This is a genomic window from Streptomyces sp. NPDC085866, assembly GCF_044541035.1.
In the GTDB taxonomy this organism is placed as follows: domain Bacteria; phylum Actinomycetota; class Actinomycetes; order Streptomycetales; family Streptomycetaceae; genus Streptomyces.
The window spans coordinates 280,636-299,105 of sequence record NZ_JBITSQ010000011.1 but is presented as its reverse complement, the minus strand read 5'-3'; the positions used below and the strand labels follow the sequence as shown (position 1 = coordinate 299,105).

At 69.8% G+C, this 18,470-nt stretch carries 15 protein-coding genes and 1 tRNA gene; 6 read left to right on the top strand and 10 right to left on the bottom strand.

Going from position 1 to position 18,470, the window contains the following annotated elements:
* Nucleotides 1–34 precede the first annotated feature (34 nt).
* The 3 genes from hrpA to ACIF83_RS28575 all read left to right on the top strand — a co-directional run bounded on the left by hrpA (nt 35) and on the right by ACIF83_RS28575 (nt 4,483).
* A complete protein-coding gene (hrpA, locus tag ACIF83_RS28585) occupies nt 35–3,979 on the top strand; it encodes an ATP-dependent RNA helicase HrpA (protein WP_399731108.1) in 3,945 nt (1,314 codons plus the stop codon).
* Nucleotides 3,980–4,075: 96 nt separating this feature from the next.
* Nucleotides 4,076–4,150, top strand: a tRNA-Asp gene (locus ACIF83_RS28580).
* A 141-nt stretch (nt 4,151–4,291) separates the two neighbouring features.
* Nucleotides 4,292–4,483 (top strand): DUF6274 family protein, encoded by a 192-nt coding sequence (locus tag ACIF83_RS28575; protein ID WP_393474297.1) that lies wholly within the window; start codon nt 4,292–4,294, stop codon nt 4,481–4,483.
* 460 nt (nt 4,484–4,943) lie between these two features.
* Here ACIF83_RS28575 and bldC read toward each other — a convergent pair whose 3' ends face one another.
* Nucleotides 4,944–5,150 (bottom strand): developmental transcriptional regulator BldC, encoded by a 207-nt coding sequence (gene bldC, locus ACIF83_RS28570; protein ID WP_003949541.1) that lies wholly within the window; start codon nt 5,148–5,150, stop codon nt 4,944–4,946.
* Between the two features lie 518 nt (nt 5,151–5,668).
* Nucleotides 5,669–6,511, bottom strand: coding sequence for a hypothetical protein (locus tag ACIF83_RS28565; RefSeq protein ID WP_393474300.1), 843 nt, complete (start codon nt 6,509–6,511; stop codon nt 5,669–5,671).
* Between the two features lie 200 nt (nt 6,512–6,711).
* Between ACIF83_RS28565 and ACIF83_RS28560 the strand changes: the two genes are divergently transcribed.
* Together ACIF83_RS28560 and ACIF83_RS28555 are read left to right on the top strand one after the other, a co-directional pair.
* A complete protein-coding gene (locus tag ACIF83_RS28560; protein WP_393474302.1) occupies nt 6,712–7,806 on the top strand; it encodes a Leu/Phe/Val dehydrogenase in 1,095 nt (364 codons plus the stop codon).
* Nucleotides 7,807–8,112: 306 nt separating this feature from the next.
* Entirely contained in the window at nt 8,113–8,364 is a 252-nt protein-coding gene (locus tag ACIF83_RS28555) for a DUF3073 domain-containing protein (protein ID WP_393474305.1), read from the top strand.
* 66 nt (nt 8,365–8,430) lie between these two features.
* On the opposite strand, the gene purM is transcribed toward ACIF83_RS28555, so the two are convergent.
* The 5 genes from purM to ACIF83_RS28530 all read right to left on the bottom strand — a co-directional run bounded on the left by purM (nt 8,431) and on the right by ACIF83_RS28530 (nt 13,351).
* Entirely contained in the window at nt 8,431–9,525 is a 1,095-nt protein-coding gene (purM, locus tag ACIF83_RS28550) for a phosphoribosylformylglycinamidine cyclo-ligase (RefSeq protein ID WP_398140617.1), read from the bottom strand.
* A gap of 34 nt (nt 9,526–9,559) precedes the next feature.
* Nucleotides 9,560–11,089 carry an amidophosphoribosyltransferase gene (purF, locus tag ACIF83_RS28545; RefSeq protein ID WP_386580405.1) on the bottom strand — a complete coding sequence of 510 codons (1,530 nt, stop codon included), beginning with the start codon at nt 11,087–11,089 and terminating at the stop codon, nt 9,560–9,562.
* 201 nt (nt 11,090–11,290) lie between these two features.
* Nucleotides 11,291–11,734 carry an META domain-containing protein gene (locus ACIF83_RS28540; RefSeq protein WP_399731102.1) on the bottom strand — a complete coding sequence of 148 codons (444 nt, stop codon included), beginning with the start codon at nt 11,732–11,734 and terminating at the stop codon, nt 11,291–11,293.
* Between the two features lie 92 nt (nt 11,735–11,826).
* A complete protein-coding gene (locus ACIF83_RS28535; RefSeq protein ID WP_393474314.1) occupies nt 11,827–12,624 on the bottom strand; it encodes a sterol carrier family protein in 798 nt (265 codons plus the stop codon).
* An 88-nt stretch (nt 12,625–12,712) separates the two neighbouring features.
* Entirely contained in the window at nt 12,713–13,351 is a 639-nt protein-coding gene (locus ACIF83_RS28530; protein WP_393474317.1) for a TetR/AcrR family transcriptional regulator, read from the bottom strand.
* A 96-nt stretch (nt 13,352–13,447) separates the two neighbouring features.
* Between ACIF83_RS28530 and ACIF83_RS28525 the strand changes: the two genes are divergently transcribed.
* On the top strand, nt 13,448–14,983 hold the full coding sequence (locus tag ACIF83_RS28525; protein WP_393474319.1) for an MFS transporter: 1,536 nt from the start codon (nt 13,448–13,450) through the stop codon (nt 14,981–14,983).
* Between the two features lie 109 nt (nt 14,984–15,092).
* Here ACIF83_RS28525 and purL read toward each other — a convergent pair whose 3' ends face one another.
* The 3 genes from purL to purS are packed head-to-tail and all read right to left on the bottom strand — an operon-like array spanning nt 15,093 to nt 18,330.
* Nucleotides 15,093–17,369, bottom strand: coding sequence for a phosphoribosylformylglycinamidine synthase subunit PurL (gene purL / locus ACIF83_RS28520; RefSeq protein ID WP_393474322.1), 2,277 nt, complete (start codon nt 17,367–17,369; stop codon nt 15,093–15,095).
* Nucleotides 17,366–18,070 carry a phosphoribosylformylglycinamidine synthase subunit PurQ gene (gene purQ / locus ACIF83_RS28515; protein WP_393474325.1) on the bottom strand — a complete coding sequence of 235 codons (705 nt, stop codon included), beginning with the start codon at nt 18,068–18,070 and terminating at the stop codon, nt 17,366–17,368. The genes purL and purQ overlap by 4 nt, the downstream gene beginning before the upstream one ends.
* Complete coding sequence (gene purS, locus ACIF83_RS28510; RefSeq protein WP_015659417.1) at nt 18,067–18,330, bottom strand: phosphoribosylformylglycinamidine synthase subunit PurS; 264 nt, start codon at nt 18,328–18,330, stop codon at nt 18,067–18,069. The genes purQ and purS overlap by 4 nt, the downstream gene beginning before the upstream one ends.
* Nucleotides 18,331–18,470: the final 140 nt, after the last annotated feature.

Genomic DNA, 18,470 nt, shown 5'->3' with positions numbered 1-18,470 from the left:
AGTGATTTCCCCGAGGTGCGATCCTGGACCGCGTATGTCTACGCACCCAGCCCCCGCCCTCGGCACCCTCGCCCCCCGCCTGACCGAGCTGTCGCTGCGCGAAGCGCACCGCCTCGGTCGGCGGCTCGAGGGCGCGCGCAAGATCCGTAAGCCGGAGGCCCGCGCCGCCGTCCTCGCCGAGATCGAGGCAGAGGTCGCCAAGGCCGAGGCCCGGATGGACGAGCGGCGCTCCCGCGTGCCCGCCGTCACGTACCCCGAGCAGCTCCCCGTCAGCCAGAAGAAGGACCAGATCGCCGAGGCCATCCGCGATCACCAGGTCGTCATCGTCGCAGGCGAGACCGGGTCCGGTAAGACCACGCAGATCCCCAAGATCTGTATGGAGCTGGGCCGCGGCGTCCGCGGCATGATCGGGCACACCCAGCCCCGCCGCATCGCCGCCCGTACCGTCGCCGAGCGGGTGGCGGAGGAGCTGCGGACCCCCCTCGGCGAGGCCGTCGGCTGGAAGGTCCGCTTCACCGACCAGGTGAACCCGGACGCCACCTTCGTCAAGCTGATGACGGACGGCATCCTGCTCGCCGAGATCCAGACCGACCGCGAGCTGCGCGCCTACGACACGATCATCATCGACGAGGCGCACGAGCGGTCCCTCAACATCGACTTCCTGCTGGGCTACCTCGCCCAGCTGCTCCCGAAGCGGCCCGATCTCAAGGTCGTCATCACCTCGGCGACCATCGACCCGGAGCGCTTCTCCCGGCACTTCGGCGACGCCCCGATCATCGAGGTCAGCGGCCGCACCTATCCGGTCGAGGTCCGTTACCGGCCGCTGCTCGAGGAGGACTCCGAGGACGCCGACCGGGACCAGATCACCGCGATCACCGACGCCGTCGAGGAGCTGATGGCCGAGGGGCAGGGCGACGTCCTCGTCTTCCTCTCCGGTGAGCGGGAGATTCGGGACACCGCGGACGCGCTCACCAAGAAGCAGTACCGCTTCACGGAGATCCTGCCGCTCTACGCCCGCCTCTCCCACGCCGAGCAGCACCGCGTCTTCCAGCCGCACACCGGGCGCAGGATCGTTCTGGCGACCAACGTCGCCGAGACCTCCCTCACCGTCCCCGGCATCAAGTACGTCATCGACCCCGGCTTCGCCCGGATCAGCCGGTACAGCCACCGCACCAAGGTCCAGCGGCTGCCCATCGAGCCGATCTCCCAGGCCAGCGCCAACCAGCGCAAGGGCCGCTGCGGCCGTACCTCCGACGGCATCTGCATCCGGCTCTACGCCGAGGACGACTTCCTCGCCCGCCCGGAGTTCACGGACGCCGAGATCCTCCGCACGAACCTGGCCTCCGTCATCCTCCAGATGACCGCGGCCGGCCTCGGCGACATCGAGAAGTTCCCCTTCATCGACCCGCCGGACCACCGCAACATCCGCGACGGCGTGCAGCTGCTGCAGGAGCTGGGCGCGCTGGACCCGGCCCAGAAGGACCCGCGCAAGCGGCTCACCGACAACGGCCGCAAGCTCGCCCAGCTGCCCGTCGACCCGCGCCTGGCCCGGATGGTCCTGGAGGCCGACAGGAACGGCTGTGTCCGCGAGGTCATGGTCATAGCGGCCGCGCTGTCCATCCAGGACCCGCGCGAGCGCCCGGCCGAGAAGCAGGCCCAGGCCGACCAGCAGCACGCCCGCTTCAAGGACGAGACCAGCGACTTCCTCGCCTACCTGAACCTGTGGCGGTACGTCCGCGAGCAGCAGAAGGAGCGGGGGTCCAGCTCCTTCCGCCGCATGTGCAAGCAGGAGTACCTGAACTTCCTGCGCATTCGCGAATGGCAGGACATCTACACCCAGCTGCGCACGGTCGCCAAGCAGATGGGCATCCACCTCAACGAGGACGACGCCCCCACCGACCGCGTCCATGTCTCCCTCCTCGCCGGCCTCCTCTCCCACATCGGGATGAAGGACGTGAAGGACGGCAACAAGAACGAGTACCTGGGCGCCCGCAACGCCAAGTTCGCGATCTTCCCGGGCTCGGCGCTGTTCCGGAAGCAGCCCCGCTTCGTGATGTCCGCCGAGCTGGTGGAGACGTCCCGGCTGTGGGCCCGGGTCAACGCGAAGATCGAGCCGGAGTGGGTCGAGCCGCTCGCCGGCCACCTCCTGAAGCGGACGTACAGCGAGCCGCACTGGGAGAAGGACCAGGCGGCCGTGATGGCGTACGAGAAGGTCACGCTGTACGGCGTCCCGATCGTCGCCCAGCGGAAGGTGAACTACGGCCGGGTCGACCCCGAGGTCTCCCGGGAGCTGTTCATCCGCAACGCGCTCGTCGAGGGCGACTGGCGCACGCACCACAAGTTCTTCGCGGACAACCGCAGACTCCTCAGCGAGGTCGAGGAGTTGGAGCACCGGGCGCGGCGCCGGGACATCGTCGTGGACGACGAGACGCTGTTCGACTTCTACGACCAGCGGGTGCCCGACCACGTCGTCTCCGGCGCCCACTTCGACTCCTGGTGGAAGCAGAAGCGGCACGAGCAGCCCGAGTTCCTGGACTTCGAGCGGGAGATGCTCATCCGGGAGTCGGCGGAGGCGGTCACCAAGGCCGACTATCCGGACAGCTGGCGGCAGGGGCAGCTCAAGTTCCGGGTGACCTACCAGTTCGAGCCGGGCGCGGACGCGGACGGTGTCACCGTCCACATCCCGCTCCAGGTCCTCAACCAGGTCACGGACGAGGGCTTCGACTGGCAGATCCCCGGTCTGCGCGAGGAAGTGGTGACGGAGCTGATCCGCACCCTCCCCAAGCCGATCCGCCGCAACTACGTGCCCGCGCCGAACTACGCGAAGGCGTTCCTGGAGCGCGCGGTGCCACTGCAGGAGACCCTGACGGTCACCATGGCCCGCGAGCTGAAGCGCATGGTCGGCGTCCCCTTCGAGGCGGACGACTTCGACTGGGCGAAGGTCCCCGACCATCTGAAGATCACCTTCAGGATCGTGGACGAGCGGCGGCGCAAGCTCGCCGAGGACAAGGACCTCCAGGCGCTGAAGCTCCAGCTGAAGCCGAAGGCGCGCAAGGCCCTGTCCCAGGCGGCGGCCGCGACGGCCTCCCGCGAGGGCGGGGAGTCCCTGGAGCGCAAGGGCCTCACCGACTGGACGATCGGCACGCTCACCCGGGTCTTCGAGACCCGCCGGGCCGGGCAGCCGGTGAAGGCGTACCCGGCGCTGGTGGACGACGGCGACACGGTCTCGGTCCGTCTCTTCGACACGGAGGCCGAGCAGGCGGAAGCCATGTGGAAGGGCACCCGCCGCCTCATCCTGCGCAACATCCCGGTGAACCCGGCGAAGTTCGCATCCGAGAAGCTCACGAACGCCCAGAAGCTGGCGCTCTCCGCCAACCCGCACGGCTCGATCCAGGCCCTCTTCGACGACTGCGCGATGGCCGCGGCCGACAAGCTGATCGCGGACTTCGGCGGGCCGGTGTGGGACGAGGAGTCGTACCGGAAGCTGTACGACAAGGTGCGGGCGGAGATCGTCGACACCACGGTCCGTACGGTCGCCCAGGTGCAGCAGGTCCTCGCCGCCTGGCAGGCCTGTGAGCGCCGTCTGAAGGCCGTACGCAGCCCCGTCCTGCTGGCGAACCTGACGGACGTCCGCAAGCAGCTGGACGCCCTTGTGAAGCCCGGTTTCGTGACCTGGGCGGGGATCGGCCGCCTGCCCGACCTCATGCGCTACCTGGTGGCCGCGGACCGGCGTCTGCAGCAGATGCCGACGAGCGTCCAGCGGGACACCACGCGCATGGAGAAGGTCCACGAGATGCAGGACGAGTACGCCTGGCTGCTGGAACAGCTCCCGCAGGGCCGGCCGGTACCGCAGCAGGTCCTGGACATCCGCTGGATGCTCGAGGAGCTCCGGGTCAGCTACTTCGCCCACGCGCTGGGCACGGCGTACCCGATCTCCGACAAGCGGATCGTGAAGGCGATCGACGCGGTCGCACCGTAACCACGACCGTACAGAGGGTGAGTTCGACCAGGACCCTCACCCTCCTGTACAGTCCTTCTCGCAGCGCAACGCAGCAAGCCAAGCGCAGCGAAACCTGGTCCTGTGGAGCAGTTTGGAGTGCTCGCCACCCTGTCAAGGTGGAGGCCGCGGGTTCAAATCCCGTCAGGACCGCAACAGAGAAGGCCCTCATCCGATCCGGATGGGGGCCTTCTTCTTGCGCTCGGCCTGCCCCGCGGGGGATTGACGACGTCACATTCCGCCGGTACCCAGAAACCAGGGCCCGCCCCCCTGTGCGGCCCCTGGAGGTGGCGTATGACGGCATCGGCCAGGCACGAGACGCGGGCGCTGCTCAGGGCGCATCTGTCGGCCGCCTCGTCCTACCGGCACCTCACCCGCCACTGCCCGATCTGTCATCGCCTGCTGCGGCTGGCGATGGACACCGGCCCACGACCCGAGGACGCGAGCGAAGAGGCCCTGGAGGACGAAAGTCCCCGGAGCGCGTGACCGACGCCGGGCCCAACACCCGTCCGGACGTGGCACGCTGGAAGGGGTGGTTCCACTACCGCACCCGTGCCGGAGGCAACAAGATCCCTGGCATGTGACGGGAGTCACCGCATGACTTTTTGAAACGGCGGAACTTACCACCCTCCTACAAGTGGTCAATTTAATATGTGCAATTGCACCTGTCTCAGGGGGCGTGCACAGAAGTTCCGACAGCCCTCCCCAGACTCCGACAAGGCCGCTCACAGCGACCCGGCACCCCCACGACCAGCGCACAAAAAAGATCGCGCTGGACCCGGCGGAGTCCAGCGCGATCTACGACGCACCCTGTGTCGCTGCCTACAACGTTCTTTTCGGCTTGGGCGTGGGCCCTGTTGGGGCAGGTCCCGCGTCGCTTGGAGCTTGGGTTCCGGGCACCTCGGTCAGTTGGGGGACCAGCCGGTTTGCCCGGTTATTCAGTTGTTCAGGCCTCGCTGCGCTGCTGCGGGATGCCCGCGAGCAGAGCGCGGACCTCGGCCTCGCGGTAGCGGCGATGGCCGCCGAGCGTACGGATCGAAGTGAGCTTGCCGGCCTTCGCCCACCGCGTGACCGTCTTCGGGTCCACGCGGAACATCGTGGCGACCTCAGCCGGGGTCAGCAGCGGCTCGGCATCAGGGGTGCGAGCGGTCATGAGCGGCCTCCTCGGGAGAACCGAACCTTCTCGGTTCTTTCCTCTAAATTCTGCACCTTGACCCGCGTTGCCCGAAATGGCGGACGCGGGCCGAGTCGGTTATAGGACGAACGGCTTGTCCTCGGCACTACAACTACACCATCTGTCCAGCCACGTCGGCCAAACCGATGGAATTGCCCTCCCAGGTGTTCATCAGCCGCGGAAGCCGATGGACCATGCCATAGCGGACAGTCACGCCACTGTGACGATCAGTCACAGGACGATCAGGAGGCACCAGACCCCCCAAAGCGAGCAATGCGGAGATTCCGCCCACAGTGGAGCATAGTTGGACGGACGGAGCCCTCCCCGGACTCCTTGTCCTATTTTGGCACGAGGGGCGGCAAGCGGCGCAAGAGCCGTGTAAGTGCCGTCCATCACCCTTGGGACAAAAGCCCGGATCGGGACCTACGCCCCGTCAGGTGGTCAAGTGCGGTAGACCGTACGTTGTTCAGGGCTGTTTTGACCGTGACGTAGGTCACTCAGTTCGCGGAGCGTCGGTCCCGCACCGCCCGCCACCGCTCCACCAGCCGCCCGTAGGCCTCCCCGGCGGCCATCCCGTCCCCCCGGCGCAGCGCCTCGATGCCGTCGGCGACGTCCGCCGCCGAGTGGTCGCCCTCCAGTTCGCCGGCCGGCACCGCGTGCACCAGGCCGCCGTAGTCCAGCTCCACCAGCGAGCGCGGGTGGAACTCCTCCAGCCAGCGGCCGACGTCCACCAGGCCGTCGATCAGCGGCCCCTCCTCGATGGTGTCCCTCAGCGTGCGCAGCGCCCGCGCCACCCGGCGCCTGGCCTGCACCATCGGGGTGCGGTAGCGCAGCATCGGCGGCACCTCGCCGGACCCCTTCTCGTACCGGCGCTCCTCGTCGGAGACCAGCACGAACCAGTTCAGCGGGACCTGCCAGGTCGCCGTGCGGATCCAGGGGCGGGCGTCCGGGTTGCGGGCGAGCCAGCGCTCGTAGTCCTGGGCGGCCTGGCGGCGCACCAGCGGCGGCAGCACCGCGTCCAGCACCGAAGCGGGCAGCTCCTCGGCGAGCTCGCCCAGCGCCTGCCAGCCGCGCAGCCGGGTCCGCCAGGGGCAGACGCAGACGACTCCGTCGACGTCCAGCACGAAGGCGTCGCTGCTCTCGTGGACCGGCACCGGGATCGGCGGGGTGGGCAGCAAGTCGACCAGCGAGCGGCGCAGTTCGTCCTGGTAGGAGGGACGGTCGGGGCGCCGGGCGTAGCGCGCCCAGTGGGTGCGCTCCGGCTCCGGGAAGGCGGCCAGCGGCTCGTAGACGCGCAGGTACGCGGCATAGGGGACGACCACGGAGGACACCTTGGGCACGCCTGCTCCCTCCCCATCGGACCCGGCTCGAAACCACTGCAAATCGTCCCACGGTCATGCGTGCACCAAAGGCACGGCAGAGTGATCCTGAACACTGCGAGGATGGCTGGTGGGCACAGGCTCTACGCTCATGCCACAGCACCCGCCACCCGCACGGGAGCTGAGCCCCACTCGCCGCTATTTACACAGGAGTCACCACAGTGACCGACGTAACCGGCGCATCTGCTGATGTCCTGCACACCCTGTTCCACTCGGACCAGGGCGGCCATGAGCAGGTCGTGCTCTGCCAGGACCGCGCCAGCGGTCTCAAGGCCGTGATCGCCATCCACTCCACCGCCCTGGGCCCCGCCCTCGGCGGAACGCGCTTCTACCCCTACGCGACCGAGGCAGAGGCCGTCGCCGACGCCCTCAACCTCGCGCGCGGCATGTCGTACAAGAACGCCATGGCCGGCCTGGACCACGGCGGCGGCAAGGCCGTGATCATCGGCGACCCGGAGCGCGACAAGACCGAGGAACTGCTGCTCGCCTACGGCCGCATGGTCGCCTCCCTCGGCGGGCGCTACGTCACCGCGTGCGACGTCGGCACCTACGTCGCCGACATGGACGTCGTGGCCCGCGAGTGCCGCTGGACCACCGGCCGCTCGCCCGAGAGCGGCGGCGCCGGCGACTCCTCGGTGCTCACCGCTTTCGGCGTCTACCAGGGCATGCGCGCCTCCGCCCAGCACCTGTGGGGCGACCCGTCGCTGCGCGGCCGCAAGGTCGGCATCGCGGGCGTCGGCAAGGTGGGCCACCACCTGGTCCGGCACCTGCTCGACGAGGGCGCCGAGGTCGTCATCACGGACGTACGGCGGGAGGCCGTCGGGCGGATCTCCGACCAGCACCCGACCGTGCAGGTGGTCGCGGACACCGACGCGCTCATCCGCGTCGAGGGCCTCGACATCTACGCCCCCTGCGCCCTGGGCGGCGCCCTGAACGACGACACCGTGCCGGTGCTGACCGCCCAGGTGGTGTGCGGTGCCGCCAACAACCAGCTCGCCCACCCGGGCGTGGAGAAGGACCTCGCCGACCGCGGGATCCTCTACGCGCCGGACTACGTGGTGAACGCCGGTGGCGTGATCCAGGTGGCCGACGAGCTGCACGGGTTCGACTTCGAGCGGTGCAAGGCGAAGGCGGCGAAGATCTTCGACACCACGCTGGCCATCTTCGCACGTGCGAAGGAGGACGGGATTCCGCCGGCCGCCGCGGCCGACCGGATCGCCGAGCAGCGCATGGCCGAGGCCCGCGCGGCACGCTGACGGCCGCGATCGGGTGTCCGATCGCACGCTTGAGCGGTACCCGCCGGCGGGAACTTCGAGAGAACTCTCACTTCCACCGGCGGGTCGTACCCCGATAAGTGGTTAAAATCGCCACTGACCAGCGAGGACAGGGCGCCTCGAGGGTCCTGGGCACACGCGCGTGCTGCGGGCGACGTACCGTATGGGCGCGGGCTCAGGTACCGTGGAAGCCCTACGGACCGGCCTCTCTGCGGAGGGTCCGTTCCGGATCATGAACGCGTGTCAGACTCTGGGGCCGTCAAGCCCCGTCACCGAGGGGGTCGAGCCATGGGGCGCGGCCGGGCCAAGGCCAAGCAGACAAAGGTCGCCCGCCAGCTGAAGTACAACAGCGGTGGGACTGACCTGTCACGTCTGGCCAATGAACTGGGCGCATCGACTTCGAGCCAGCCGCCGAACGGCGAGCCGTTCGAGGACGATGAGCATGACGAGGACGATCTTTACTCTCGGTACGCCGACCTCTATGAGGACGACGACGAGGACGAGGACGAAGGTCCCTCACAACACCGTCGCGGCGCTTGACCTTGCATTGAGCACTCACCCGGTCGGTGGCACAGCCACCGACCGGGTTCTGTGCTACCCGCAGGCTCAGACGGCGTAGTCCCCGACCAGCTCCGCGCCGGTCTCCTTGTCGCCCCGGTCGGTGATCTCGCCCGCGACCCACGCGTCGACCCCGCGGTCGGCCAGGGTCGCGAGGGCCACGTCCGTGGACGCCTGGGGCACGATCGCGATCATGCCGACGCCCATGTTCAGGGTCTTCTCCAGCTCCAGGCGCTCGACGTTCCCGGTCCTGCCGACCAGGTCGAAGATCGCGCCCGGGGTCCAGGTGGCCCGGTCGACGGTCGCGTGCAGCTCGTCCGGGATCACCCGGGCCAGGTTGGCCGCGAGCCCGCCGCCGGTGATGTGGCTGAACGCGTGCACCTCGGTGGTGCGGGTCAGCGCCAGGCAGTCCAGCGAGTAGATCTTGGTGGGCTCCAGCAGCTCCTCGCCGAGCGTGCGGCCCAGCTCCGCGATCTCCGACTCCAGGGCCAGGCCCGCGCGGTCCAGCAGGACGTGACGGACCAGGGAGTACCCGTTCGAGTGAAGCCCGGAGGACGCCATGGCGATCACGGTGTCACCCGTACGGATACGATCCGCGCCCAGCAGCCGGTCGGCCTCCACGACGCCCGTACCGGCGCCGGCGACGTCGAAGTCGTCCTCGCCCAGCAGACCGGGGTGCTCGGCCGTCTCGCCGCCCACCAGGGCGCAGCCGGCCAGCACACAGCCCTCCGCGATGCCCTTGACGATCGCGGCGACCCGCTCGGGGTGGACCTTGCCGACACAGATGTAGTCGGTCATGAACAGCGGCTCGGCACCGCACACCACGATGTCGTCCATGACCATGGCGACCAGGTCGTGGCCGATGGTGTCGTAGACACCCATCCGGCGCGCGACGTCGACCTTCGTCCCGACGCCGTCCGTGGCGGAGGCGAGCAGCGGGCGCTCGTAGCGCTTGAGGGCGGAGGCGTCGAAGAGCCCGGCGAAACCGCCGAGGCCGCCCAGGACCTCGGGGCGCTGGGTCTTCTTCACCCACTCCTTCATCAGCTCTACGGCGCGGTCGCCCGCCTCGATGTCGACGCCCGCGCTCGCGTAGCTGGCACCACTGCCCGCGTGCGGGGCACGCTGATCAAACTCAGCTGACATGACCTTGAGAACTTTCGTGTCGTCCTACGGGGGCTTACGGGCGACGGATCGCGTCGGCCGCGGCCGTGGCGGCCGGACCTGCGGCCAGCTCGGTCTCCAGCAGCTGCTTGCCGAGCAGCTCCGGGTCCGGCAGCTCCATCGGGTACTCGCCGTCGAAGCAGGCGCGGCACAGGTTCGGCTTGGCGATGGTGGTCGCCTCGATCATGCCGTCGATGGAGATGTACGCCAGCGAGTCGGCGCCGAGCGAGGTGCCGATCTCCTCGATGGTCATGCCGTTGGCGATCAGCTCGGCGCGGGTGGCGAAGTCGATGCCGAAGAAGCAGGGCCACTTCACGGGCGGCGAGGAGATCCGGATGTGGACCTCGGCGGCGCCGGCCTCGCGCAGCATGCGGACCAGGGCCCGCTGGGTGTTGCCGCGCACGATCGAGTCGTCGACCACGACCAGGCGCTTGCCCTTGATGACTTCCTTCAGCGGGTTCAGCTTCAGGCGGATGCCCAGCTGGCGGATGGTCTGCGAGGGCTGGATGAAGGTGCGGCCCACGTAGGCGTTCTTGACCAGACCGGCGCCGAAGGGGATGCCGGAGGCCTCCGCGTAGCCGATGGCGGCCGGGGTGCCGGACTCCGGGGTCGCTATGACCAGGTCGGCCTCGACCGGGGCCTCCTTGGCCAGGCGGCGGCCCATCTCGACCCGGGAGAGATACACGTTCCGGCCGGCGATGTCGGTGTCCGGGCGGGCCAGGTACACGTACTCGAAGACACAGCCCTTGGGCTTCGCTTCCGCGAAGCGGGAGGTGCGCAGACCGTTCTCGTCGATGGCGACGAACTCGCCCGGTTCGATCTCGCGGACGAAGCTGGCACCGCAGATGTCCAGGGCGGCGCTCTCGGAGGCGACCACCCAGCCGCGCTCCAGCCGGCCGAGGACCAGCGGGCGGATGCCCTGCGGGTCACGGGCGGCGTAGAGGGTGTGCTCGTCCATGAAGACGAGGGAGAAGGCGCCCCGGACCTTCGGGAGGACCGTGTGGGCGGCCTCCTCGATGGTCAGCGGCTTGCCGTCCTCGTCGACCTGGGCGGCCAGCAGGGCCGTCAGCAGGTCGGTGTCGTTGGTGGCCGCGACCCGGGTGGAGCGGCTGTTGTTGTCGTTCGGGAGTTCGGCGACCATCTCGGCGAGCTGCGCCGTGTTGACCAGGTTGCCGTTGTGGCCGAGCGCGATCGAGCCGTGCGCGGTGGCACGGAACGTCGGCTGGGCGTTCTCCCACACGGAGGCACCGGTGGTCGAGTAGCGGGCGTGTCCGACCGCGATATGACCCTGGAGCGAACCGAGAGAGGTCTCGTCGAAGACCTGGGACACCAGGCCCATGTCCTTGAAGACGAGGATCTGGGAGCCGTTGCTGACCGCGATTCCCGCGGATTCCTGACCCCGGTGCTGGAGGGCGTAGAGCCCGAAGTACGTGAGCTTTGCGACCTCTTCACCCGGAGCCCAGACACCGAAGACGCCGCAAGCGTCCTGGGGGCCTTTTTCGCCGGGAAGCAGATCGTGATTGAGTCGACCGTCACCACGTGGCACGGCACCGAGTGTAGGCGAGGTCGACCACTGGTCCGAATTGGGGATACACGGCGTTAACGGGTCAGGGCTTGCCGATCACCTTGGTGGTTTCTTCGTTTCCGCAGGTCAGCAAGGCGCCGGGGCGGCCTGAGCGGCCGGCGGCGGCCCTGTGGGCGGCGACCCGGGGCCCGATCGCCGTATGCATGAGTGAGGTGTCGCACATCATTCTGGTGCGCCGCGGCTGAGCCGGACGACGTCGCCGTCGCCGTCCGTCAGCGTCAGCTTCCCGTCGTCGGCCCGGGCGGTGAGCGTGCCGGTGGTGAGGGTGCGGGCGAAGGCGCGCTCGAAGTCCATCCGCTCCGGGGCGCAGGCCATCTTGGTGGCGCGCACGTCCCCGATCGTGATCCGGTCGCCGCGTACGGTGGCCCGGGCGCCGAACTGGTTGCAGCCGAGGTTGCCGGCCGCCAGGCCGTCCGCGCGGATCCGGATGCGGGCCGTGGCGGGCGCCTGCAAGGTGGTGCTTTCGGCGGTGAGGCTGTCCACCCGCCAGTCGACGCCGGTCACGGGCTGCCGTACGCCGGGCGCGCCGCTGTCCGCCTGCCCACCCCGGCTGCTGCCGCAGGCCAGCGTGAGCGGGACGAGCACGGCGGCCGCCGTCAGGGTCATGCGCTGCTTGTACCGGTTCGGTCGGTCGTGCCGGTTCAGTCGCTCGTACCGGTTCATACGGATTCGACGGCCCGCCCGGGCCGCCGGTTCCGTCACGACATGAGCGGCAGCAGGTCCCCGAGGTCCGCGCGCTCCCCGCTCGCGCTCACCTCGGCCTCCTCGACGGCGTCCGTCCAGGCCACGCGGCCGGTGGCGAGCCGGATCCAGGTCAGCGGGCCGGTCTCCACGACGTTGGGCGGGGTGCCGCGGGTGTGCCGGGGCCCCTCGACGCACTGCACGACGGCGTACGGCGGCACGCGCACCTCGGTGGAGCCGCCGGGCGCCTTCACGGCGAGGGCGTCGGCGAGGAGCCGGGTGGCGGCGGCCAGGGCCTGGCGGTCGTACGGCACCTCCAGGCCGGGGACGGCGGCGTTGAGGTCGTCGGTGTGGACGACGAGCTCGACGGTCCGGGTGACCAGGTAGTCGTCCAGGGGCAGCGCACCCGCGTTGGTCCGCAGGAGCCGGCTGCCGGGATGGGCGTCGAGCAGGGCGCGCAGGCTCCGGTCGACGTCGGCGAGGTAGGCGTCGAGGTCGGGGTGCTCGGCGGCGAGGTTCCGGGTGAAGTCGGCGATCGCGGCGGAGTTGGCGGCGGTGGCGAAGGGCCACTCGACCACCTGGACGTCCTGCTTCGGCGGGGCCGGCAGGTCCAGGGACCGGTGCACGGCCGTGACGGCCATGCCGATGTGCGCGACCAGCTCCCGTACGGTCCAGTCGCCGAGCCGGGTGGGCAGGGCGAGCTGCTCGGGGGTGAGACCGCGTACGGCCTCCCGTACGTTGCCGAGCTGGGCGAGGACCGCGGCGCGGGTCTTGGCGGGGTCGTAGCTGCGGGCGCGCTTCTTGGCCGGTGGCATGGCGGTGAGCCTATGCCTGCGGAGGGCGCTGCTTCAGCCGGTTTTCGGCTCACCGCGCAGGCCCTCCGGCTCTTCTCACGAGGGCGGTCTACTGCTTCACGGCGTAGTCCTTCAGGCCGTTCTCGACCAGGGCGAAGGCGACGCGGACGCGCTCGGCGGCGTCGGCGGCGACCTGGTCGGCGCTCTCGCCCTCGGCGATCCGACGGTGGTGCTCCTCGATCAGGGCGTTGCGGGCGGCGCTGAGCGTGGCGGCCGCGATCGTGGCCTGCATCAGGTCGCCGGTCTCGGCGGCCAGCAGGGCGGCCAGCTCCCGGGTGCCCTTCTGCGCGGCGACGAAGGCACGCTCCATCAGCACCGGGGTCTCCCTGACGAGTTCGCGCACCTGGCGGGCGAACGGCTCGGGGTTCAGCCCGACCGAGGGGTCGCGGCTCTCCACCATCTCCAGGAACTGCCGGCGGACGGCGGCCACGGCGGACTCGCCCGGCTGCCGCTCGCGCACGGCCCGGGCCGTGTCGCCGAAGTGCTCCTCCATCGGCCGGAAGACCAGGTCCTCCTTGGTGCCGAAGTAGTTGAAGACGGTCATCTTGGAGACCTCGGCGGCGTCGGCGATCTCCTGTACGGAGACGTTGTCGAAGCCCCGCTCGACGAACAGACCGATCGCGACCTGGTAGATCCGCATCGCCGTCTGCAGCTTCTTGCGCTCGCGCAGCCCCATCGCCTCAGCCATGCGGACACCTTACCGCGATGAAATTTATGCCGAGATGAAGCTTAGCCTCAGCCGAAATATTGACTGGGTCCACAAAGCCACGGCATGGTGATGCCCATGACCGAAACCCAGCGCAAGATCGGCTTCCTCGTCTGCCTCGTCACGATCGTTCTCGCCGTCCTGGATATACAGATCGTGTCCGCGGCGACCGTGCCGATCGTCCGGGACCTCGATCCGGAGCACGGCATCGACAAGATCCCGTGGCTGGTCAGCGCCTTCTCGCTGGCGTCGGCCGCGGTGCTGCCCCTGTACGGCCGGCTGTGCGACGTGCTCGGTGCCAAGCGGGTCTTCCTCGGCGCCCTGGGCGCCTTCCTGACCGGCTCGGCGCTGTGCGGCGCGGCCCCCTCGATCGGCTGGCTGATCGCCTCCCGGGCCGTGCAGGGAGTCGGGGCGGGCGGGCTGATGAGCGTCACGATGGTGGTGATCGCACAGCTGAAGGGGCCCGGCGAGAAGAAGAACAAGGGCGCGGGCACCGGCGGGATCGTCGCCGGCGGCGGCATGGCCGTCGGCCCCTGGCTCGGCGGCTTCCTCGCCGACCACGCGAGCTGGCGCTGGGCCTTCTACATCAACCTGCCGCTCGGTGTCGCGGCCCTCGCCACCGCGGTCGTGGTCCTCAGGCTCCCGCGCGACACGCACAGCCGCGCCATCGACTTCCCCGGCGCGGCCCTCGCCGCCGCGTTCTCCACCACGCTGCTGCTGGTCACCGAGTGGGGCGGCAAGCAGTACGCCTGGGCCTCGCCGCAGATCCTCACCCTGGGCCTGGCCTCGGCAGCCGCGCTCGCCCTCTTCCTGCACCGCCAGTCCACCGCCGCCGAACCGATCCTGCCGCCCTCGCTGTTCCGCGTTCCCGAGCTGCGCCTGGGCTTCGCGATCCAGGGGCTGATGGGTATGGCCATGACCGGCGCGATGTACTACGTCCTGGTCTACCTCCAGGTCGCCCGTGGCATCGCCAGCTCCTCCGCCGGGCTGTTCCTCATCCCGATGGCGGCCGGGATCATGGCGGTCGGCGTCGTCACCGGCCGGCTCACCGAACGCGACTGGTCCGAGCGGACCTTCGTGATCAGCGGGTCCGTGGTCACAGCGGCCGCCTTCCTGCTTCTCGCCACCACCGGCACGAACACCTCGCTGTGGCAGCTGTGTGCCGCCCTGCTGCTCGTCGGCATCGGCTTCGGCCAGCTGCTCGGCCAGTTGATCCAGCTGGTGCAGGACGCGGCGCCCCGCCACCAGCTCGGCGTGGCCACCACCGCGATCCGCTTCTTCCAGACCCTCGGCACGGCCCTCGGCGCCGCCCTCTTCGGCACCCTCCTGGGCCGCCTGTACGACGGCCCCGGCGACATCGGCTCGCTCGCGGCGCTGCGGGGTACCGCACACGCCCGGGGAGTGGCCGCGTACGTCTCCGCGATGGACTCGGTGTTCCTGTGCGGGGCCGCGGTGATGGCCCTGTGCCTGGTGCTGGCGCTGCGCCTGCCGCGGTCCCGGCCGGCGCAGGCTCCGGTCGCGCTGCCGGAGACGGGCACGGCCCGCGGGCTCCGCGCCGAGGGCCAGGTCCCGTCCGGCGCCGCGGACGCCCGGCACGGCACTCGGGCCTCGTGAGTCAGCGGCGGACGATCGGCGCCGGCCTCCCACGGTGACCGCGCGGCGCGCCGCGGACGGCGAAAGGCCCGCCCGGACGGATCCGGGCGGGCCCTCGTCGTGCCATCGCCTAGGCGAGCAGCGCCTCGATCGTGCCCTCGTGCGCCTCGCGCAGCTCGGCCAGGGTCAGCGCGAACTCGCCCTGGATCTCGACCACTGCATCGGAATCGGCCGCAGTGCCGTCCACGACACCGATGCGGGCGACCGGGAGACCCCGGGCACCGCACATGTCGTTGAAGCGGACCTCCTCCGAGCGCGGCACCGCGACGATCGCACGCCCGGCCGACTCGGAGAACAGGAAGGTGAAGGCGTCGAGCCCGTCCGGTACGACCAGACGCGCGCCCTTGCCGCCGAGCAGCGCCGACTCCACGACCGCCTGGACCAGACCGCCGTCGGACAGATCGTGCGCGGAGTCGATCATGCCGTCGCGGGAGGCGGAGATCAGGATCTCGGCCAGCAGGCGCTCACGCTCCAGGTCGACCCGCGGGGGCAGGCCGCCGAGGTGGTCGTGGACCACCTGGGACCAGGCCGAGCCGCCGAACTCCTCCCGGGTGTCGCCGAGGAGGTAGATGAGCTGGCCCTCCTCCTGGAAGGCGACCGGCGTGCGGCGGGCGACGTCGTCGATGACGCCCAGCACGGCCACCACCGGGGTCGGGTGGATGGCCGCCTCGCCCGTCTGGTTGTAGAGGGAGACGTTGCCGCCGGTCACCGGTGTGCCCAGCTGCTGGCAGGCGTCGGCGAGACCGCGCACGGCCTCCGCGAACTGCCACATGACCGCCGGGTCCTCGGGCGAGCCGAAGTTCAGGCAGTCCGAGACGGCGAGCGGCTTGGCACCGGTCGTCGCCACGTTCCGGTAGGCCTCCGCCAGCGCCAGCTGGGCACCCGTGTACGGGTCGAGCTTGGCGTAGCGGCCGTTGCCGTCCGTCGCGATGGCGACGCCGAGGCCGGTCTCCTCGTCGACGCGGATCATGCCCGAGTCCTCGGGCTGGGCCAGCACCGTGTTGCCCTGCACGAAGTGGTCGTACTGCGAGGTGATCCACTTCTTGGACGCCTGGTTGGGCGAGCCCACCAGCTTCAGGACCTGGTCCTTCAGCTCCTCGGCGGTCTGCGGCCGCGCGAGCTTGTTCGCGTCGTCGGCCTGCAGCTCGTCCTGCCAGGACGGGCGGGCGTACGGGCGCTCGTACACCGGGCCCTCGTGGGCCACGGTCCGCGGGTCGACGTCGACGATCTTGCCGCCGTGCCAGTAGATCTCAAGACGGTCGCCGTCGGTGACCTCGCCGATCACCGTGGCGATGACGTCCCACTTGGCGCAGATCTCCAGGAAGCGGTCGACCTTCGCCGGCTCGACCACCGCGCACATGCGCTCCTGCGACTCGCTCATGAGGATCTCCTCGGGCGAGAGAGTCGAGTCGCGCAGCGGTACGTCGTCCAGGGTCACGCGCATGCCGCCGGAGCCGTTGGAGGCCAGCTCGGACGTGGCGCAGGACAGGCCCGCCGCACCGAGGTCCTGGATGCCGACGACCAGCTTCTCCCGGAAGGCCTCCAGGGTGCACTCGATGAGGAGCTTCTCCTGGAAGGGGTCGCCGACCTGGACCGCCGGGCGCTTCGAGGGCTTGGCGTCGTCGAAGGTCTCGGAGGCCAGGATCGAGGCGCCGCCGATGCCGTCGCCGCCGGTCCGGGCCCCGTACAGGATGACCTTGTTGCCCGCGCCGGAGGCCTTGGCGAGGTGGATGTCCTCGTGCCGCATCACACCGATGGCACCCGCGTTGACCAGCGGGTTGCCCTGGTAGCAGGCGTCGAAGACGACCTCGCCGCCGATGTTGGGCAGACCCAGGCAGTTGCCGTAGCCGCCGATGCCGGCGACGACGCCCGGCAGGACGCGCTTGGTGTCGGGGTGGTCGGCCGCGCCGAAGCGCAGCGGGTCGACCACGGCCACCGGACGCGCGCCCATCGCGATGATGTCGCGCACGATGCCGCCGACACCCGTGGCCGCGCCCTGGTAGGGCTCGACGTAGGACGGGTGGTTGTGCGACTCGACCTTGAAGGTGACCGCGTAGCCCTGGCCGACGTCGACGACACCGGCGTTCTCGCCGATGCCCACGAGCAGCGCGTCGGACTGCGGGGCCTTCTCGCCGAACTGGCGCAGATGCACCTTCGACGACTTGTACGAGCAGTGCTCGGACCACATGACCGAGTACATGGCGAGCTCGGCGCCGGTGGGGCGGCGGCCCAGGATCTCCACGACCCGCTCGTACTCGTCCTTCTTCAGACCGAGTTCGGCCCAGGGCAGCTCGACGTCGGGGGTCGCGGCCGCGTGCTCGACCGTGTCCAGAGGCGTCCGGCTCATGCGTTGACCAGCTTCTTGAGGATCGAGGTGAAGAACGGGAGGCCGTCGGTACGGCCCGTACCGATCAGCGGCTCGACGGCGTGCTCGGGGTGCGGCATGAGGCCGACGACGTTCCCGGCCTCGTTGGTGATGCCGGCGATGTCCCGCAGCGAGCCGTTCGGGTTGCCGTATCCATCAGCGGCTTCGCCGCGGACGAGGTACCGGAAGACGACCCGGCCCTCCGCCTCCAGCTTGTCGAGCGTGTACTCGTCGGCGACGTACCGGCCGTCCATGTTCTTCAGCGGGATGTGGATCTCCTGGCCCTCGCGGTAGTCGCTGGTCCAGGCCGTCCCCGCGTTCTCCACCCGCAGCTTCTGGTCGCGGCAGATGAAGTGGAGGTGGTCGTTGCCGAGCATCGCGCCCGGAAGAAGGTGGGCCTCCGTGAGGACCTGGAAGCCGTTGCAGATGCCGAGGACCGGAAGTCCGGCCTTCGCCTGCTCGATGACGGACTCCATAACCGGCGAGAACCGGGAGATGGCACCGGCCCGCAGATAGTCGCCGTAGGAGAAACCGCCGGGCAGCACCACGGCGTCGACCTGCTTGAGGTCCTTGTCCTTGTGCCAGAGAGCGACCGGTTCGGCGCCCGCGAGGCGGATCGCGCGCTGGGTGTCCCGGTCGTCGAGACTCCCCGGGAAAGTGACGACGCCAATACGAGCGGTCACTTCGCGGCCTCCGCGACTTCCTCCACCTTGACGGTGAAGTCCTCGATCACGGTGTTGGCGAGGAAGGATTCCGCAAGATCGTGGATGCGGGCGAGCGCGGCCTCGTCAACCGGCCCGTCAACTTCCAGTTCGAAACGCTTTCCCTGACGTACGTCCGAGATCCCTTCGAAACCCAGGCGCGGCAGCGCACGCTGGACCGCCTGGCCCTGGGGGTCGAGGATCTCCGGCTTGAGCATGACGTCGACTACGACGCGTGCCACTGGCACTCCCGGTGTGTGGTGCTGAGCAGGTTCCTTCAGACTACCCGCACAAAATTTCTACGCGGGTAGAGTTGTAGGAAACTACGTGAGGCGCATCACGATCGGGTGACAGGCGGGCGCTCTCGCGAAAAGTTCTGGGA

Bases quoted from the DNA above. Each gene is read 5' to 3' on its own strand.
- hrpA (WP_399731108.1), top strand. From the start codon at position 35: ATGTCTACGCACCCAGCCCCCGCCCTCGGCACCCTCGCCCCCCGCCTG.
- ACIF83_RS28575 (WP_393474297.1), top strand. From the start codon at position 4,292: ATGACGGCATCGGCCAGGCACGAGACGCGGGCGCTGCTCAGGGCGCAT.
- bldC (WP_003949541.1), bottom strand. From the start codon at position 5,150: ATGACCGCTCGCACCCCTGATGCCGAGCCGCTGCTGACCCCGGCTGAG.
- ACIF83_RS28555 (WP_393474305.1), top strand. From the start codon at position 8,113: ATGGGGCGCGGCCGGGCCAAGGCCAAGCAGACAAAGGTCGCCCGCCAG.
- purM (WP_398140617.1), bottom strand. From the start codon at position 9,525: ATGTCAGCTGAGTTTGATCAGCGTGCCCCGCACGCGGGCAGTGGTGCC.
- ACIF83_RS28540 (WP_399731102.1), bottom strand. From the start codon at position 11,734: ATGACCCTGACGGCGGCCGCCGTGCTCGTCCCGCTCACGCTGGCCTGC.
- ACIF83_RS28535 (WP_393474314.1), bottom strand. From the start codon at position 12,624: ATGCCACCGGCCAAGAAGCGCGCCCGCAGCTACGACCCCGCCAAGACC.
- ACIF83_RS28530 (WP_393474317.1), bottom strand. From the start codon at position 13,351: ATGGCTGAGGCGATGGGGCTGCGCGAGCGCAAGAAGCTGCAGACGGCG.
- ACIF83_RS28525 (WP_393474319.1), top strand. From the start codon at position 13,448: ATGACCGAAACCCAGCGCAAGATCGGCTTCCTCGTCTGCCTCGTCACG.
- purL (WP_393474322.1), bottom strand. From the start codon at position 17,369: ATGAGCCGGACGCCTCTGGACACGGTCGAGCACGCGGCCGCGACCCCC.